This is a genomic window from Burkholderia sp. PR2, assembly GCF_052372875.1.
Taxonomy (GTDB): domain Bacteria; phylum Pseudomonadota; class Gammaproteobacteria; order Burkholderiales; family Burkholderiaceae; genus Burkholderia; species Burkholderia diffusa.
The window spans coordinates 2,111,911-2,129,530 of sequence record NZ_JBQRWH010000004.1 but is presented as its reverse complement, the minus strand read 5'-3'; the positions used below and the strand labels follow the sequence as shown (position 1 = coordinate 2,129,530).

At 67.6% G+C, this 17,620-nt stretch carries 16 protein-coding genes; 8 read left to right on the top strand and 8 right to left on the bottom strand.

What is annotated here, in order from left to right; genetic code table 11:
* Nucleotides 1-231 precede the first annotated feature (231 nt).
* Entirely contained in the window at nt 232-1,773 is a 1,542-nt protein-coding gene (locus tag ACT2FV_RS27015) for a DEAD/DEAH box helicase (RefSeq protein WP_059599903.1), read from the bottom strand.
* A 359-nt stretch (nt 1,774-2,132) separates the two neighbouring features.
* Entirely contained in the window at nt 2,133-2,402 is a 270-nt protein-coding gene (locus tag ACT2FV_RS27010; protein ID WP_059529263.1) for an acyl-CoA-binding protein, read from the bottom strand.
* 147 nt (nt 2,403-2,549) lie between these two features.
* Between ACT2FV_RS27010 and tsaB the strand changes: the two genes are divergently transcribed.
* From tsaB to ACT2FV_RS26990, 4 genes are read left to right on the top strand one after another with little or no spacing between them, the layout of a single operon-like run.
* Nucleotides 2,550-3,317, top strand: a complete 768-nt coding sequence (gene tsaB, locus ACT2FV_RS27005; protein WP_444505157.1) for a tRNA (adenosine(37)-N6)-threonylcarbamoyltransferase complex dimerization subunit type 1 TsaB — start codon at nt 2,550-2,552, stop codon at nt 3,315-3,317.
* Complete coding sequence (gene rimI / locus ACT2FV_RS27000) at nt 3,314-3,814, top strand: ribosomal protein S18-alanine N-acetyltransferase (protein ID WP_151052352.1); 501 nt, start codon at nt 3,314-3,316, stop codon at nt 3,812-3,814. Before tsaB ends, rimI begins: the two co-directional genes overlap by 4 nt.
* Nucleotides 3,801-4,847, top strand: coding sequence for a uracil-DNA glycosylase (locus tag ACT2FV_RS26995; protein WP_151052350.1), 1,047 nt, complete (start codon nt 3,801-3,803; stop codon nt 4,845-4,847). Before rimI ends, ACT2FV_RS26995 begins: the two co-directional genes overlap by 14 nt.
* On the top strand, nt 4,844-5,803 hold the full coding sequence (locus ACT2FV_RS26990; protein WP_444505156.1) for a DUF1853 family protein: 960 nt from the start codon (nt 4,844-4,846) through the stop codon (nt 5,801-5,803). The genes ACT2FV_RS26995 and ACT2FV_RS26990 overlap by 4 nt, the downstream gene beginning before the upstream one ends.
* An 18-nt stretch (nt 5,804-5,821) precedes the next feature.
* On the opposite strand, the gene thiD is transcribed toward ACT2FV_RS26990, so the two are convergent.
* Both thiD and lplT read right to left on the bottom strand, forming a co-directional pair.
* Entirely contained in the window at nt 5,822-6,631 is an 810-nt protein-coding gene (gene thiD, locus ACT2FV_RS26985; RefSeq protein WP_059599908.1) for a bifunctional hydroxymethylpyrimidine kinase/phosphomethylpyrimidine kinase, read from the bottom strand.
* A 58-nt stretch (nt 6,632-6,689) separates the two neighbouring features.
* Nucleotides 6,690-7,997: a lysophospholipid transporter LplT gene (gene lplT, locus ACT2FV_RS26980; RefSeq protein WP_444505155.1), complete on the bottom strand. Its 1,308-nt coding sequence runs from the start codon at nt 7,995-7,997 to the stop codon at nt 6,690-6,692.
* A 218-nt stretch (nt 7,998-8,215) separates the two neighbouring features.
* Here lplT and alr point away from each other — a divergent pair, with 218 nt between their 5' ends.
* The 3 genes from alr to ACT2FV_RS26965 all read left to right on the top strand — a co-directional run bounded on the left by alr (nt 8,216) and on the right by ACT2FV_RS26965 (nt 11,090).
* On the top strand, nt 8,216-9,286 hold the full coding sequence (gene alr / locus ACT2FV_RS26975; RefSeq protein ID WP_444505154.1) for an alanine racemase: 1,071 nt from the start codon (nt 8,216-8,218) through the stop codon (nt 9,284-9,286).
* 11 nt (nt 9,287-9,297) lie between these two features.
* On the top strand, nt 9,298-10,674 hold the full coding sequence (radA, locus tag ACT2FV_RS26970; RefSeq protein ID WP_044847946.1) for a DNA repair protein RadA: 1,377 nt from the start codon (nt 9,298-9,300) through the stop codon (nt 10,672-10,674).
* Nucleotides 10,675-10,823: 149 nt separating this feature from the next.
* Nucleotides 10,824-11,090: a DUF2866 domain-containing protein gene (locus tag ACT2FV_RS26965; RefSeq protein WP_059599911.1), complete on the top strand. Its 267-nt coding sequence runs from the start codon at nt 10,824-10,826 to the stop codon at nt 11,088-11,090.
* A gap of 191 nt (nt 11,091-11,281) precedes the next feature.
* Here ACT2FV_RS26965 and ACT2FV_RS26960 read toward each other — a convergent pair whose 3' ends face one another.
* Complete coding sequence (locus tag ACT2FV_RS26960; RefSeq protein WP_444505153.1) at nt 11,282-13,213, bottom strand: ATP-binding cassette domain-containing protein; 1,932 nt, start codon at nt 13,211-13,213, stop codon at nt 11,282-11,284.
* A 136-nt stretch (nt 13,214-13,349) separates the two neighbouring features.
* Between ACT2FV_RS26960 and ACT2FV_RS26955 the strand changes: the two genes are divergently transcribed.
* Nucleotides 13,350-13,829, top strand: a complete 480-nt coding sequence (locus ACT2FV_RS26955; protein WP_124902301.1) for a glutathione peroxidase — start codon at nt 13,350-13,352, stop codon at nt 13,827-13,829.
* A gap of 120 nt (nt 13,830-13,949) precedes the next feature.
* Here ACT2FV_RS26955 and cls read toward each other — a convergent pair whose 3' ends face one another.
* From cls to dapE, 3 genes are all read right to left on the bottom strand, one after another.
* The gene (cls, locus tag ACT2FV_RS26950; protein WP_444505152.1) at nt 13,950-15,389 is read right to left on the bottom strand and encodes a cardiolipin synthase; all 1,440 of its coding nucleotides are present in this window, start codon (nt 15,387-15,389) and stop codon (nt 13,950-13,952) included.
* A 113-nt stretch (nt 15,390-15,502) separates the two neighbouring features.
* Nucleotides 15,503-16,411, bottom strand: a complete 909-nt coding sequence (prmB, locus tag ACT2FV_RS26945) for a 50S ribosomal protein L3 N(5)-glutamine methyltransferase (RefSeq protein WP_444505151.1) — start codon at nt 16,409-16,411, stop codon at nt 15,503-15,505.
* An 11-nt stretch (nt 16,412-16,422) separates the two neighbouring features.
* A complete protein-coding gene (gene dapE, locus ACT2FV_RS26940) occupies nt 16,423-17,562 on the bottom strand; it encodes a succinyl-diaminopimelate desuccinylase (RefSeq protein ID WP_059529300.1) in 1,140 nt (379 codons plus the stop codon).
* Between the last annotated feature and the right edge of the window lie 58 nt (nt 17,563-17,620).

Here is a 17,620-nt window from a genome sequence, read left to right as displayed (position 1 = left end):
AAGAAGCGCTAAACTTTTTAATTGTTTTTAATCAATGGTTTGCGAGTTTTATTCCGCAATGAGAAACGATTTTTCCCATCTCGCAATTGTAAGGTTGTGCTGCGCAGCATGATTTTTTACGACGCAAAAAAATTTTTTGTATCGTGAAATTTGGCGTCGGACGAAAAAAAACCGGCGCGGGTGCGCCGGTCTGCCGGATGGGCGGGGCGGCGCAGGGCCGCCCGGGCGTTCTTACGACGCCGAATTGCTGCGACGCGGGCCGCTGCTACGCTGGCCGTCGCGACGCGGGCCGCCGTCACGGCTGCCGCCGGGCTTGCCGCTCCAGCCGCCGCCATTGCCGCCGCCGTAGCTGCGGCCGTTGCCGCCATGACCGCCGCCCGGCTTGCCGCCGAAACGACGACCGCCGTTACCGCCGCCCGGACGGCCGCGGCCGCCAGTGCCGCGATCGTTGCGCAGGGGTGCCTTGCGCGGCTCGAATCCTTCGATCACGTTGACCGGCAGCGGCGAGCGCACGAAGCGCTCGATGCGCTTGAGCGCGCCCTGTTCGGCGTGGTGCACGAGGCTCACCGCGGTGCCCGAACGGCCGGCACGGCCCGTACGGCCGATACGGTGCACGTAGTCTTCCGCGAACTTCGGCAGGTCGTAGTTGAACACGTGCGTGATGCCCGGGATGTCGATGCCGCGGGCCGCGACGTCGGTCGCGACCAGCACGCGCACGCGGCGCTCGCGCAGCGCTCGGATCGTGCGGTTACGCGCGCCCTGCGGCAGGTCGCCGTGCAGCGCGGCCGATTCGAAGCCAGCGTCGGCGAGACGGCCGGCGAGCTGGTCGGCGTCGATCTTGGTTGCCGTGAAGATGATCGCCTGGTCGAGCGCGTCGTCGCGCAGCAGGTGATCGAGCAGGCGATCCTTGTGGTCGCGGTCGTCGACGTAGTGCACGGTCTGCGCGATGTTCGCGCGCGACTCGAGGCGCTGCTGGATCTCGATGCGCTCCGGATCCTTCAGCAGGCGGCTCGTCAGCGAACCGATCTTGCCGTCGAGCGTGGCCGAGAACAGCATCGTCTGGCGCGACGCGGGCGTCGCGGCGACGATCGTCTCGATATCGTCGATGAAGCCCATGTCGAGCATGCGATCGGCTTCGTCGAGCACGAGCATCTTCAGCTCGGACAGGTCGATACGGCCGCGCTCGAGGTGGTCGAGCAGGCGGCCCGGCGTGGCGACCAGGATTTCGGGGTTCTTCGCGAGCAGCATCAGCTGCTGGCCGTAGGCGACGCCGCCGAGGATGCTGACCGTGCGCAGGCGCTTCAGGTGCTTGCCGTAGGTCGATGCGGCCGTGGTGACCTGCATCGCGAGTTCACGGGTCGGCGTCAGCACGAGCAGGCCCGGCCGCGCGACGGGTTGCGGGCGGCGCGCACGGCGGTCGCCCTGGTTCGGTTCGCGCGGCGCGCGCGGTTGCTGCGCCAGCGTCTTCTGGAGCTGCGCGAAGCGTTCGATCGCGGGCAGCATGAATGCGGCCGTCTTGCCCGAACCGGTCGGGCTCGACACCAGCAGGTCGCGGCCGGCGATGCCGGCCGGAATCGCGCGCTGCTGGACCGGCGTCGGCTTCACATAGCCGGCGGCCTGCAGCGCGGAGACGATCTCCGGCGACAACCCGAGCGACGCGAAGCTCGGCTCGTCCGACGCCGGTTCGACCGCGGCCGGTACGGCGGCGTCGTCGAGACCGAGCGCCTGGTCGGCGATCGCGTTGAGCGGGCTGGAGTTGATGCTCGAAGTCATAACAATCCTTGAAACACAGTGGGTGAAACGTCGGCGCCAATCGCGCATACCCAAGTCGTCGGATTCAGCGAGCAAATCGGGAAACGGGTGCAATCCGCCGAACAGTCGGCGGATGAGGCATTAGAAGCTGTTTTGGGTGCGGCGCGCTTCTGGAGCGGGGCCGCCAGCCTGATAAGTGACGACCGCGAGGGTCGAAGCAGGAGGGGACAGGTTCTAAACCGGATTGGAGCTTAACGCTACGAGGCGTCGGGCCGGAACGGCATGCGAGCCGAGCGCGGGGATGACGCAGGCCGCATTATAAAGACTTTTGCTGCGCTGCGCCACTGATTTGATTGCTTATTGCGACGGGCGTGGTTCGGTCAGGAAGCCGTGCCGTTCTTCAGCGATTCGACGAGTTCAATGTACTGCTGCTTCGCCGCATCCTGGGTCGTGCCTTTCAGCGCTTCCCACGCGTCATACTTGTACTTGCCGACGATGTCGGTGAAGCCCGGCTTGTCGCCGTGTGCGTCGCCGTCAGTTGCCTGCTTGAAGAGCGCATACAGGCGCAGCAGGGTCAGGTTGCCCGGCCGTTCCGTCAGTTGCTTGACGTCGATCTGGGCCTGGTCGAATTGGGCGGTGAGTTCGCTCATCGGGTGTCTCCGTAAGGGTTTCAGGTCGGGCGATCTTAACAAGCGGACCGCCGCGCGGGGTCGAGCGATCCTTCCAAACCGCCGCCGGCGCCGAACGCGCGCACAGATCGGGCCCGATCGCCCGTGGGAACGGGGCGCCGCATTACAATGTCGGCCATGACGCAAACAGTGCTCCTCGCCATCGATACGTCGACCGAATACTGCTCGGTCGCGCTGCTGCGCTCGGCTCCGGCCGATGACGCCGTTTCCACCCCGCAAACTTGGGTCCGCCACGAGCTGACGGGCGCCGTGTCGAGCACGCGCGTGCTGCCGGCCATCCAGGCGCTCTTCGCCGAATCGGGCCTCACGCTCGCCGATTGCGACGCGATCGCATTCGGCGCGGGCCCCGGCTCGTTTACCGGGCTGCGTACCGCGACCGGCATTACCCAGGGTCTCGCGTTCGGGTGCGGGCTGCCGGTCGTGCCGGTCAGCACGCTGCTCGCGTGCGCCGAGCATGCGCGGCTGCGCGCGCCCGGCACGACGCGCGTGCTGGCCGCGCTCGATGCGCGAATGGACGAAGCATACTGGGCCGACTTCGCGTGGGACGACCAGGCGGGCGACTGGCGCACGGTGCATCCTGCGTCGCTCGATGCGCCGGGCGCCGTCGGCGTGCCCGACGCGCCGTTCACGCTCGCTGGCAATGCGGCGGCCGCATTCGGCACGCAGTTGCCGGCCGCGGCCGCCGCGACCGTGGTCGACGGGGAAGCGTTGCCCCATGCGCTGGCGGTCGCGCATGCCGCGCTGCGGGCGTTCCGCGCCGGCCGTACGGTGCCGGCCGACCAGGCGGCACCGGAGTACGTGCGCGACAAGGTCGCGCAGACCACCGCCGAGCGCATCGCGGCCCGCGCCCCGCAGACGGGCGGAGAGAAAGGATGACGGGCGTATTGTTGAGCGACCGCTATCTGTCGCCGATGACGGATACCGATCTCGACGAAGTCGTCGCGATCGAGCAGGTCGCGTACGAATTCCCGTGGAGCCGCGGCAATTTCGAGGATTCGTTGCGCAACGGCTATTTCGGCGTGTGCCTGCGGCACGTGACGGGCGCGCTCGTCGGCTATTGCGTGCTGATGCCGGTCATCGACGAGATGCACCTGCTGAACCTGTGCGTCGCCCCGGCGGCCCAGCAGTCGGGCGCGGGCCTCGCGCTGCTGCGCGAAGCCGTGCGTATCTCGCGCACCGAACGGCTCGACGGCGTGCTGCTCGAGGTGCGGCCGTCCAATCTGCGCGCGATCCATCTGTACGAGCGTTTCGGCTTCGTGACGATCGGCCGGCGCAAGAACTACTATCCGGCGCGGCATCGCAGCCGGGAGGACGCGATCGTGATGCGTCTGACGCTGAACAAGGACGAAGGGGACGCGCATGGCGTGGGCTGAAGCAGCGCTCGAGGAAATGGGGCTCGCGCAAATGTGGGTGCGGCGCGGGCAGCGTGCGCAAAGCGATGAAGCGGGCGCAACGCCGACGGCCGCGTCCGGCGCGGCGGACGACGTCTCCGCCGTTGCGACCGCAACCGTCGCGGCAACGCCCCGGCCGGTCGCGGAGCAGTCTCGCGACACGCAGCCGCCTGCGACGCGTGCACTCGCACGTGACGATACGCCGCCGGTCGGCGCAACCGCACGCGATGCGGCACCGGCGGGCGAAGCCGGTTCGGCGGCACGTGTCGCGAGCGATGACGACCGCGCGTCCACCAAGCCCGCACCGGCCGCTGCCGCGGACGACATGCCGCCCGTCACCGAAGACGATTTCGCCTGGTTCGACGCGGCGCCCCGCGGCGATCCGCTGCCGCCGGACGAAGCACGTCCCGCCGCACCCCCGGTGGCGATGCTCGACTGGGATGCGCTGGCCGCACGCGTCGCCGGTTGCACGAGCTGCCGCCTGTGCGAGAAGCGCACCAATACCGTATTCGGTGTGGGCGATCGAGAAGCGGACTGGATGCTGATCGGCGAGGCGCCCGGCGAAAACGAGGACAAGCAGGGCGAGCCGTTCGTCGGCCAGGCAGGCAAGCTGCTCGACAACATGCTGCAGTCGCTCGCGCTCAAGCGCGGCGATAACGTCTACATCGCGAACGTGATCAAGTGCCGCCCGCCGGGCAACCGCAATCCGGAACCGGACGAGGTCGCGCGCTGCGAGCCGTACCTGCAGCGCCAGGTCGCGCTCGTGAAGCCGAAGCTGATCGTCGCGCTCGGCCGCTTCGCCGCGCAGACGCTGCTGAAGACGGACGCGAGCATTGCCTCGCTGCGCGGCCGCGTGCACACGTATGAAGGCGTGCCGGTGATCGTTACCTATCACCCTGCGTACCTGCTGCGCAGCCTGCAGGACAAGTCAAAGGCGTGGGCCGACCTGTGCCTGGCGCGCGATACGTTCCGGCAGGCGGAGGGTGCCGACGCGAACGGACCGGCCGGACAATGACGCGCGGTGCGGCGTTCGCGTTCGTCGATACGCTGCACGATGCCGCGGTCCGCGATCTGGGCTGGCTCCTCGCGAGCCCGAGCCTGCTTACCGCGGCGCCCGGCGCGCCGCTCGCACATCCGTGGTCGGACGCGGTCGAGCGGGTGGCCGTCGAAGCGTGGCTCGTCGCGCTCGATGCCGCGCCGGACCCGCTGCACCGCGCACTCGACGCGCTACGGCCCGTGCGGCTCGGTCGCTATGCCGAATGCCTGCTCGAGTATTTCCTCACGCACGGGCCGTCGCTGCGGCTCGTCGCCGCCAATCTGCCGCTGCGCAGCAACGGCAAGACGCTCGGCGAAGTCGATTTTCTCGTCGATGCGCCGGGCGGGCAGCGCCTGCACTGGGAACTCGCGGTGAAGTGCTATCTATGCGCGCCGGTAGACGGCGACGCATCGCTCGCGGATTTCGTCGGGCCGAATCTCGTCGATCGCCTCGACCGCAAGCGCAGCCGGTTGCTCGAGCATCAGTTGCGGCTGAGCGGTCGCCACGGGTTCGCACTGCTCGGCTACGGCGCGCCGTCCGATGCGCAGATGTTCATCAAGGGCTGGCTGTTCTATCCGCACGGCGTGCCGCTGCCGCCGGTGGCCGCGGAAATCGCGGCCGATCATCCGCGTGGGTTCTGGCTCACGCATGCGCAGTGGCCGGCCTGGGCCGCCGCGCAACCCGACGGCGCGGCGTGGAACGTGCTGCCGCGGCTGGCGTGGCTCGCGCCGCGGCGGTTGCCGCCCGACGCCGCGCCCCAACCGCTGGCGCACTCGCTCGAGCGGCCGTCCGTATTGACGGCGCGCCAGGCGCCTGCGCTGATCGGCGTGCATCGACAGGACGGCGACGGGGTATGGCGGGAGACGGCGCGCGGCTTCATCGTCCCGGACGACTGGCCGGCGCGTGCGCGGGCGTTCGCCGCGCAGGACCACTGACGCTGCGTCAGCCGGCGCTTACCACCAGCGATGGAAGTGATGGACGGGGCCGACGCCGTGGCCGACGTCGAGCTGGCCGCTCGCGGCAATCGCGCCGGTCAGATAGACCTTCGCTTCGCGCACCGCGCTCTCGAGATCGGGCTGCTGCGGCAGCAGCGCGGCGATCGCCGACGACAGCGTGCAGCCGGTGCCGTGCGTGTTGCTGACCGGCACGCGTGCGCCCTCGAGCCGCACGGTGCGTGTCGCTTCGACGAGCCAGTCAGGGCTCGCGGCCGCGTCAGGCAGGTGGCCGCCTTTCATCAGCACGGCGCGCGCGCCCGTCTGCAGCAAGGCCCGGCCTTGCCGGACCATGTCGTTTTCGGTGGTTGCGGGCACATCGTTCAGCAGCGCGGCCGCCTCGGGCAGGTTCGGCGTCACGACCGTCGCGAGCGGCAGCAGCACATCGCGCAACGCGTCGACGGCATCGGGCGCGAGCAGCGCGTGCGAGCTCTTCGAGATCATCACCGTGTCGAGGACGACGAAGCGCGGTGCGTAACGGCGCAGCGCGTCGGCGACCGCGTGCACGATCGCCGCGTTCGCGAGCATCCCGATCTTGACCGCATCGATGCGGATGTCGCCGAACACCGCGTCGAGCTGCGCGGTCACGAACGCTGCGTCCGGCGTGTGCACGCCGGTCACGCCGCGCGTGTTCTGGGCGGTCAGCGCCGTGATCACGCTCGCGCCATACGCGCCGAGCGCGGAAAAGGTCTTCAGGTCGGCCTGGATGCCTGCGCCGCCGCCCGAATCGGAGCCGGCGATCGTCAGAATGTTGGGTATCGGGTGCGTCATCGGGGCAACGCGCCGGTTCGAAGACCGGCGCCGGCGGACGGAAACGGGAAGTGTAGCGTCAGTGCCGCGATTCGCCGATCAGTGCGACCGAGTCGAACTGGCGCTGGTTCGCCTGGTGGCGGCGCATCACGAGCCACATCGTCAGGCACACGAACGTGCCGAACAGCACGATCACGACGCCGACCGGCACGTCGAGCCACACGAGCACCGCATACAGGCACAGCATCACGAGCACGGACAGGTTCTCGTTGAAGTTCTGCACCGCGATCGAGTGGCCGGCCGACAGCAGCACGTGGCCGCGATGTTGCAGCAACGCGTTCATCGGAACGACGAAGTAGCCGGACAACGCACCGACTCCGATCAGGAAGATGTACGCGACGATCAGGTAGACGGGCAGGCGCAGATGGCCGAAGTGCACGGCCCAGTGCGGCGGGAACAGGTCGCGTGTGTAGAACGCCATCAACATCACCGCGATGCCCATGATGATGCCGACGGGCAGCACGGTCAGCGACTTCTTCAGCGGGATCCGCGCGGCGGCGGCGATTGCGCCGGCCGCGACGCCGACCGCGACCACGGCCTGCAGGATTGCACCTTCCGACAGCGACATGCCGAGCGACACTTCAGCCCACTTCAGCACGATGAACTGCAGCGTCGCGCCGGCGCCCCAGAACAGCGTCGTGACCGCCAGCGAGATCTGGCCGAGCTTGTCGCGCCACAGCACCATGAAGCAGTCGGCGAAATCCGTGAGGAGCTTGACCGGGCCGCGTTCCTGCTTCGGGTAGCGGGCGCCGGTATCGGGAATGCGCAGGTTGAACAGCGCGGCGATCACGTAGATCGCCATGATGATCGCCATCGCCGCTTCGGCAGGGGTGGCGATCCAGGCTGGCGTGTGGGCGATCACGTGCGATGCGATGTGCGGGCTGATCAGCGCACCGCCGAGCACGGTGCCGAGGATGATCGAGCTGACGGTCGTGCCTTCGATCCAGCCGTTCGCGGCGACGAGCCTGTCGGCCGGCAGCAGCTCGGTCAGAATGCCGTATTTCGCGGGCGAGTAGGCCGCGGCGCCGAATCCGACGATCCCGTACGCGATCAGCGGATGAGCGCCGAACAGCATGATCAGGCAGCCGACCACCTTGATCGAGTTGGTGATGAACATCACACGGCCCTTCGGGCGCGAGTCGGCGAACGCACCGACATACGCCGCCAGCACCACGTAGGACAACACGAAGAACAGCTTGAGCAGCGGTGTCATCCAGTTGGGGGCGTGGAGGTCTTTCAGCAGGGCGATGGCGGCGATGAGAAGCGCATTGTCGGCCAACGACGAGAAAAACTGCGCGGCCATGATGGTGTAAAAACCTTTTTTCATCTGATGCGATGCTTTCGTCGCTGCGGCAGGGCCGCGTAGGCCGCCTGGTATGCGATCGGCTTATTCCGTTCGAAATGGGTTGTGCGCACGGCTTTATAACACGAAAATACGGCAATTCGGACTAGCAAGATTCCCCGATCGTTCCGCAAATTGTCGGCTTCGGTGCTCAAAAGGCGCGGTAAGCTGATGATTCGCAAGCGTCTTTACGTAAATTTCCCATGCCGCGCCCGATCTCCGCCACCATCCATACCGCCGCTCTCGCGAGCAATCTCTCCGTCGTCCGCCGATTTGCCGGCCCGTCCAAGGTCTGGGCGGTCGTCAAGGCCAACGCGTACGGCCATGGTCTCGCGCGCGTGTTTCCCGGCCTGCGCGGCACCGACGGCTTCGGCCTGCTCGACCTCGACGAGGCCGTGAAACTGCGCGAGCTCGGCTGGGCCGGCCCGATCCTGCTGCTCGAAGGGTTCTTCCGCTCGACCGACATCGACGTGATCGATCGCTACAGCCTGACGACCACCGTCCACAACGACGAGCAGATGCGGATGCTGGAGACGGCGCGGCTGTCGAAGCCCGTCAACGTGCAGCTCAAGATGAACAGCGGGATGAACCGGCTGGGTTACACGCCGGAGAAATACCGCGCCGCGTGGGAGCGCGCCCGTGCGTGCCCCGGCATCGGCCAGATCACGTTGATGACCCATTTTTCGGACGCCGACAACGAGCGTGGCGTCGCCGAGCAGCTCGCGACGTTCGAGCGCGGCGCGGAAAACATCGCCGGTGCGCGCAGCCTCGCGAATTCGGCGGCCGTGCTGTGGCATCCGGATACGCACTTCGACTGGGTGCGGCCGGGGATCGTCCTGTATGGCGCATCGCCGTCGGGGCTGTCGGCCGACATTGGCGACACGGGCCTGAAGCCTGCGATGACGCTCGCGTCCGAGTTGATCGCCGTGCAGACGATCGCGAAGGGGCAGGCGATCGGCTACGGTTCGACGTTCTCCGCGCAGGCGCCGATGCGCATCGGCGTCGTCGCCTGCGGCTATGCGGACGGCTATCCGCGCGTCGCGCCCGAGGGCACGCCGGTGATCGTCGACGGGATCCGCACACGGATCGTCGGCCGCGTGTCGATGGACATGATTACCGTCGACCTGACGCCATGCCCGCAGGCCGGGGTCGGTGCGCGGGTCGAGCTGTGGGGCAACGCGCTGCCGATCGACGACGTCGCGCGCCATTGCGGGACCATCGGCTATGAATTGATGTGCGCGGTCGCCGGCCGCGTGCCGGTGCGCGCGGAATAAGGGCAGCACGCGTGGCCAAACAGAAGACCGTCTACGTCTGCAGCGAGTGCGGTGGACAAACCCCGAAGTGGCAGGGGCAATGCCCGTCTTGCCAGGCCTGGAACACGCTCGTCGAATCGGTCGCCGAGTCGCCGGCAGCCCATCGCTTCCAGTCGCTCGCGAAGCGGGCGCCCGTGCAGCGGCTCGTCGACATCGAGGCAGCCGACGTGCCGCGCTTCTCCACCGGCATCGGCGAATTCGACCGCGTGCTGGGCGGCGGGTTGGTGCCGGGCGGCGTCGTGCTGATCGGCGGCGATCCGGGCATCGGCAAGTCGACGCTATTGCTGCAGTCGCTCGCGGACATCGCCAGCGAGCGTCGTGCACTCTACATCAGCGGCGAGGAATCGGCCGCGCAGATCGCGTTGCGCGCGCAACGGCTCGCGCTGCTCGACGGTGGCGCGCCGGCGGCCGAGCTGAAGCTGCTCGCCGAAATCCAGCTCGAGAAGATCCAGGCCGCGATCGACGCGGAACGGCCGGACGTCGCCGTCATCGACTCGATCCAGACCGTCTATTCCGAAGCGCTGACGTCGGCGCCCGGTTCGGTGGCCCAGGTGCGCGAGTGCGCGGCGCAGCTCACGCGCATCGCGAAGCAGTCCGGCACCGCGATCATCATGGTCGGGCACGTGACGAAGGAGGGCAACCTCGCCGGCCCGCGTGTGCTCGAGCACATCGTCGATACGGTGCTGTACTTCGAGGGCGACACCCACTCGTCGTTCCGGCTCGTGCGCGCGTTCAAGAACCGCTTCGGCGCAGTCAACGAACTCGGCGTGTTCGCGATGACCGAGCGCGGGCTGCGCGGTGTCGCGAACCCGTCCGCGCTGTTCCTGTCGCAGCACGAGCAGGTCGTGCCGGGTTCCTGCGTGCTCGTCACCCAGGAGGGCACGCGCCCGCTGCTCGTCGAAATCCAGGCGCTCGTCGATACGGCCCACGTGCCGAACCCGCGCCGGCTCGCGGTCGGCCTCGAACAGAACCGGCTCGCGATGCTGCTCGCGGTGCTGCATCGGCACGCGGGCATTGCGTGTTTCGATCAGGACGTGTTCCTGAACGCGGTGGGTGGCGTGAAGATCACCGAACCGGCCGCCGACCTCGCGGTGCTGCTTGCGATCCATTCGTCGATGCGCAACAAGGCGCTGCCGAAGGGCCTGATCGTGTTCGGCGAAGTGGGGCTGGCGGGCGAGATCCGGCCGTCTCCGCGCGGGCAGGAGCGCCTTCGCGAGGCGGCGAAGCTCGGTTTCACCGCGGCGCTGATCCCGAAGGCGAATGCGCCGAAACAGCCGATCGAAGGGCTGAACGTGATGGCCGTCGAGCGGATCGAGCAGGCCATCGACCGCGTGCGCGATCTCGAATGACCATGCGTGGCTGGCACCCGCGCGTGCCGGCCGACCGCGATCTGTCGCGTAATTCGTTGTAAAGAATATGTAGGCTGATGTAACCCGCCGGACATCGCTTTTCCCTATCCTGTGCCGGATTGTCGAACCGCGCAATGTGAAGGGAACCTATGTTCAAACAGTATGGGGAAACGTCGGGCGGACGCAGTTACAACCTGCGGGGCTGCCGCGTGTCGGAGCCGATCGTTCAGCCGTGGGGCGGTGGATGTCGGATCGTCGAGTGGATCGACGATGAAGGGCGCCTCGCGCGCCGGGTCGTGTCCGAGGACGTAACGGAAGCGGAGGTTGCCGCGGCGATCCGCCGGCCGACCGAAGGGCGACGTCATCTGATGGACGACGACGAGCAGATGCCGCGCGATACGTTGCCGCGGCGTTGAGCGGGCGGCGGGGCCGACGGACGGCCGACGCAGCAACGGCGAACGCGACAATGACGACAAGGCCGGGCCCGGGTGCCCGGCCTTGTCGTTTCCGGGCCCGGCGCAACCGGGCGGGTGCGTCGGGCATTGACGCTCCCGGGGAGGCCGCGCGTGGCCGATGAAGCGATCGGCCGGCGGCGCCCGGGCCGTGGTCAGCCGATCTGCTCGAGCTCTTCCTGCACGGCGAGCCAGTCCGCCTCGACCGTTTCGAGCCGGGTATTGACCTCGCCGAGCTTGCGGATCGCGTCGGTCAGTTGTGTCTTGCGCGCGGCCTCGTAGCTCGCCGGATCCGCGACGAACGCGTCGAGGCGCGCCTTCTCCGCGTGCAGCGTTTCCATTTCCTTTTCGAGCTTCGTGATGCGGTTCTGCAGCGGCTTCTTCAACTGCGACAGCCGCTGGCGCTCCTCGGCCGCCAGACGTTTCTGATCCTTGCGGTTGACACCCGGGTCTGAGCCCGCTGCCGCCGCGCTGTCGGCCTTTGCGGCCGCGCGCTGCTCGGCCGCATGCTGCAGCAGCCAGTCGCGGTAATCGTCGAGATCGCCGTCGAACGGCTGCAGACGGTGCTTCGCGACAAGCATGAACTGGTCGGTGGTCGCGCGCAGCAGGTGGCGGTCGTGCGAGACGAGGATCAGCGTGCCTTCGAACTGAGCGAGCGCCATCGTCAGCGCGTGACGCGTTTCGAGGTCGAGGTGGTTGGTCGGTTCGTCGAGCAGCAGCAGGTTCGGCTTCTGCCAGATGATCAGCGCGAGCGCGAGCCGCGCTTTCTCGCCGCCCGAGAACGGGCCGACCGGGCTCGTCGCCATGTCGCCCGAGAAATTGAAGCCGCCGAGGAAATCGCGCAGTTCCTGCTCTCGCGTATCGGGAGCGAGCCGTGCGAGATGCGCGAGCGGCGAATCGTCCTCGCGCAGCGTTTCGAGCTGGTGCTGCGCGAAATAGCCGATCGTCAGCCCCTTGCCGTCGCGCACGTGGCCCGACAGCGGCGCGAGTGTGCCGGCCAGCGTCTTGATCAGCGTCGACTTGCCCTGGCCGTTCGCGCCGAGCAGGCCGATGCGCTGGCCGTTCTGGATCGACAGCGCCACGCGTTCGACGATCGGGATGTCCGTGCCGTCGTCGGCATGGTAGCCGCAGCGGACATCCTCCATCACCATCATCGGATTCGGCGCGGCATCCGGCGTACGGAACTCGAAGGTGAACGGCGATGCGATGTGCGCGGGTGCGATCAGCTCCATCTTCTCGAGCGCCTTCATCCGGCTTTGCGCCTGCTTGGCCTTGGTCGCCTTGGCCTTGAAGCGGTCGACGAAGCTCTGCAGGTGCTCGATCGTCTTCTGCTGCTTTTCATATGCGCTTTGCTGCAACGCCAGTTGCTGCGCACGCAGCACCTCGAACTGCGAGTAATTGCCGCCGTAGCGCTTCACCTGGCGATTTTCCAGATGCAGCGTGACGTTGCAGATCGAGTCGAGGAATTCGCGGTCGTGCGAAATCACGACGAGCGTGCCGGCGTAGCGATGCAGCCAGTCCTCGAGCCAGACGATCGCGTCGAGGTCGAGGTGGTTGGTCGGTTCGTCGAGCAGCAGCAGGTCGGAGCGGCACATCAGCGCCTGTGCGAGGTTCAGCCGCATGCGCCAGCCGCCGGAGAAGCTGGCGACCGACTCGCGCGTCTGCGCGAGCGTGAAGCCGAGGCCGAGCAGCAGCGCTTCGGCGCGCGCCGGTGCGGTATAGCCGTCGGCGTCGGCGAAGGCCGCATGCGCATCGGCCTCGGCCGCGCCGTCGTGCGCGGCCGAGGCGGCGGCGATGCGCGCTTCGATCTCGCGCAGCGCGGTGTCGCCATCGAGCGTGTAGTCGAGCGCCGAACGGTCGACGGCGGGCGTTTCCTGCGAAACATGGGCGATCCGCCACGAGGGCGGCATCGCGAAATCGCCGCCGTCGGAATGCAGCTCGCCGCGCAGGACCGAGAACAGCGTCGATTTGCCGGCGCCGTTCGCACCGATCAGGCCGGCCTTTTCGCCGGGATTGAGCACGAACGAGGCCGATTCGAACAGCGGCTTGGTGCCGCGCGCAAGGCTGAACTGATTGAAACGAATCACGGCAGGAATGACTGACCAAAACCGCTATTCTAGACTGCGCGCGCGTCGCCCCGGATATCGGCCGTTCGGCAGGTGCCGCAACGGCGCGATTTGGCCTAGACTCCACATCGATCCGGTTTCGTAAAAGGAGTGCCCGATGTCCACCCTGTATTCGTTCAGCGCAGAGACGCTCGCCGGTGAACCGGCGTCGCTCGATGCGTACCGTGGCAAGGTGCTGCTGATCGTCAATACCGCAAGCGAGTGCGGTTTCACGCCGCAGTATGCGGGTCTGCAGAAGCTGTACGACCAGTACGCGGCGCGCGGTTTCTTCGTGCTCGGCTTCCCGTGCAACCAGTTCGGCAAGCAGGAGCCGGGCGATGCCGCGCAGATCGGCGCATTCTGCGAGCGCAACTACGGCGTCACGTTTCCGATGTTCGCGAAGATTGACGTGAAGGGCGACCACGCGCATCCGCTGTACCGCTACCTGACCGACGAGGCGCCCGGCATCCTTGGCCTCAAGGCGATCAAGTGGAATTTCACGAAATTCCTGATCGACCGTGACGGGCGGATCGTCAAGCGCTACGCGCCGTCGACGAAGCCGGAGGAAATCGCGGCGGATATCGACAAGCTGTTGTAACGCAGTGAAGGGGCGACCGGGCTGTCCGGACCGAACGGGCAGTGGCCGTGGCGCCGAGCCGAACGCCGTGAAAGCATGTGCCGTCATCCGGGCGGTGCACGTCCGGCGCCCGCGCGGCCGCTACAGGATCGGCGCGAACAGGCGCGCGACATGCATCGCGATGCGCCGCCACGCGGGCGAGTGCCGATACTCGTTCGCATCGACTTCGTAGGCCTGCGCGAAATCGGCGTCGAGCATCGCCTCGACCTCGTCGGCGAACGTGCGATCGACGGTCAGTACCATGATTTCGAAGTTGAGCCGGAACGAGCGGTTGTCGAGATTCGCGCTGCCGATCGCGGCGGCGACGCTGTCGATCAGCACGACCTTCTGGTGCAGGAAGCCGGGTCGGTACCGGAACACCTTGACGCCCGCGTCGACGAGATCGCGCGCATAGAGCCTCGACGCCTCGAACACGACGTAGTGGTCGCGCCGGCACGGGATCAGGATGCGCACGTCGACGCCGCGCATCACCGCGAGCTTCAGCGCGGCGATCACCGCTTCGTCGGGCACGAGATATGGCGTCGTGATCCAGACCCGTTCGCGCGCGGTGTTGATCGCCTCGACGAAGAACAGCGAACCGGTTTCCTGTTTGTCGGCTGGCCCCATCGGCACGACGAGGCAATGCATCGCGTCGTCGGGCAGCGCCTCCGGCGGCGCTGCGAGCGGCGGCAGCGTCTGCGTGGCCCAGTGCCAGTCCTCGGCGAATACGTACTGAATGCTGGCCACCACCGGGCCACGGATTTCGATATGGGTGTCGCGCCACGGCGACAGGCGCCGGTTCGCCCCGAGATATTCGACGCCGACGTTGAGGCCGCCGACGAATGCGCGATTGCCGTCGACGACGACGATCTTGCGATGGTTGCGAAAGTTGAGCTGGAAGCGGTTGACGAACTTGCGGTGGGTCGCGAACGGATGGACCTCGACGCCGCCGCGGCGCAACGTGTCGACGTAGCTGTGTGGCAGATCGAAGCTGCCGATGCTGTCGTACAGCAGGTAGCAGCGCACGCCGGCCGCGGCGCGGGCGAGCAGCGCGTCGCGCAACGTCTGGCCGAGCGCGTCGTCGCGCACGATGAAGAACTGCACGACCACATAATCACGCGCGGCGTCGATCGCCGACAGGATCGCCGAGAAGGTTGCATCGCCGTTTACGAGCGTGCGCACCGCATTGCCGCCGACGAACGGCATTCCGCCCAGCCGCGTGAGCGCGAGCACGGCAGCCCGGCCGATCGCGTCGGCGGCCAGCCCGTCGGTTGCGTCCGCGTCGTGCCACGGCGTGCGCGGCGTGTGCGTGCGCAGTGCTTCCATCTCGTGGCGCCGCGCGTCGACGTAGCCGGAGAACTTGCTGCGGCCGAGGAACAGGTAGGGGATGAGCGTCAGGTACGGCATCGCGGCGAGCGACACGGCCCACGCGATCGCGCCTTGCGACGTGCGCGTGTTCAAGATCGCGTGACACGCCGCGATGATCCCGAGCACGTGGATGGCCAGGATCAGGGTGCCGAGGTGTAGCCAGTCGAGGGTCATGGGCGCGTGACGGACTCCTGAAGTCGTGCGGCGCGACGGCCGCTTACGCGCATCTTACCGAACCGTACGGGACAGCGGTGTGCCGTACCGCACGGTTCGGTCGTGGCGTGCCGTCAGGCCTTGCGCGGCAGGTCCGACGCCTGGATCAGGAACACGGCGTCGTCGCCCGCGCTGGTGGGCAGCCACGTGAGCTCGAGGCCGCCGAACGCGGCTTCGACGTGCTCGCGCTCGTTGCCGATCTCGACGACGAGCACGCCGTCTTCGTGCAGCCACTTGTGCGCTTCGGCGATGATGCGCCGCACGATGTCCATGCCATCGTCGCCGCCCGCAAGCGCCATCTCCGGCTCGTGCCGGTATTCGGGCGGCAGGGCTGCCATCGACGTTGCGTTCACGTACGGCGGATTCGTCAGGATCACGTCGTAGCGCGTGTCGGGCTCGGCGCGGAACGCGGGCAGCGGCGCGTAGAGGTCGCCGTGATGCAGCTTGATGCGATCGTCGAGGCCGTAGTCGTGCACGTTGATCCCGGCGACTTCGAGTGCCTTCTCGGACAGGTCGACCGCGTCGATCTCGGCATTCGGGAACGCGCTGGCCGCGAGGATCGCGAGGCAGCCAGAGCCGGTGCACAGCTCGAGCACCGCGCCGACCTGTTCGGGATCGGCGACGTACGGCTGCAGCCCGTCGTCGAGCAGCTCGCCGATGAACGAGCGCGGCACGATCACGCGCTCGTCGACGTAAAAGCGGTGGCCGTGCATCCACGCTTCATGCGTGAGATACGCGGCCGGCACGCGATCGGTCGCGCGTCGTTCGATCACCGCGAGCACGGCCGCGATTTCGTCGGGCAGCAGGCGAGCGTCGAGGAACGGTTCGAGCGTGTCGAGCGGCAGGTCGAGCGTGTGCAGCACGAGGTAGGCGGCTTCGTCGTACGCGTTGTCCGAGCCGTGGCCGAACGCGAGCTTCGCCTTCGAGAAGCGCGTGACCGCATAGCGCAGCAGGTCGCGAACGGTTGCAAAAGGTGTCGTCATGCGAGGCTCCATCAGGCAATCAGTTGTTCGAGCACGCGGCGGTACACGTTCTTCAGCGGGTCGACGAAGCGCACGTCGATGTGTTCGTCGATCTTGTGGATGCTGCCGTTCGGCGGGCCGAACTCGATCACCTGCGGGCAGATGCGCGCGATGAAGCGCCCGTCGGACGTGCCGCCCGTCGTCGACAGTTCGGTCGTGAGGCCGGTTTCGGCGCGGATCGCGTTCTCCAGCGCGTTCGACAGGTCGCCGCGCGGCGTGAGGAACGGCAGGCCGCTCACCGACCACTTCAGCGTGTACTCGAGGCCGTGCTTGTCGAGAATCGCATGCACGCGTGCCTGCAGGCCCTCGACGGTGCTCGCCGTCGAAAAGCGGAAGTTGAACATCAGGTCCGCGTGGCCGGGAATCACGTTGGTCGCGCCGGTGCCTGCATGCAGGTTCGACACCTGCCAGGTGGTCGGCGGGAAGTATTCATTGCCTTCGTCCCACTGTTCGGCGGCGAGCTCGGCGAGCGCCGGCGCGAGCAGGTGGATCGGGTTCTTCGCGAGGTGCGGGTATGCGATGTGGCCCTGCACGCCCTTGACGATCAGTTCGCCCGACATCGAGCCGCGTCGGCCGTTCTTCACGACGTCGCCGAGTTCGGCGGTCGACGTCGGCTCGCCGACGATGCAGTAGTCGAGGCGTTCGCCGCGTGCTTCGAGCAGCTCGACGACCTTCACGGTGCCGTCGGTGGCCGGGCCTTCCTCGTCGCTCGTGATCAGGAACGCGATCGCGCCGCGATGGCCGGGGTGGGCCGCGACGAATTCCTCGGAGGCGACGACGAACGCCGCGAGCGACGTCTTCATGTCGGCCGCGCCGCGGCCGTACAGCTTGCCGTCGCGATGTGCGGGAATAAACGGCGGCGAGGTCCACTGCTCGAGCGGGCCGGTCGGCACGACGTCGGTGTGACCCGCGAACGCGAGCAGCTTGCCGTCGCGGCCGTCGGTGCCGCGCTTGACGGCCCACAGGTTGGTCACGCCGTGCGACGCGATGGTCTCGCATTCGAAGCCGAGCGCGGCGAGGCGCTCGGTCATGATCTGCTGGCAATGCTGGTCGTCGGGCGTGACGGACGCGCGGGCGATCAGCTGTTCGGTAAGGGCTAGGGTGGCGGACATGGTTCGGACCACTTTCGATAAAAAATGCCGGCGCGGTGGCCGGCAGCGAGGGGACGTC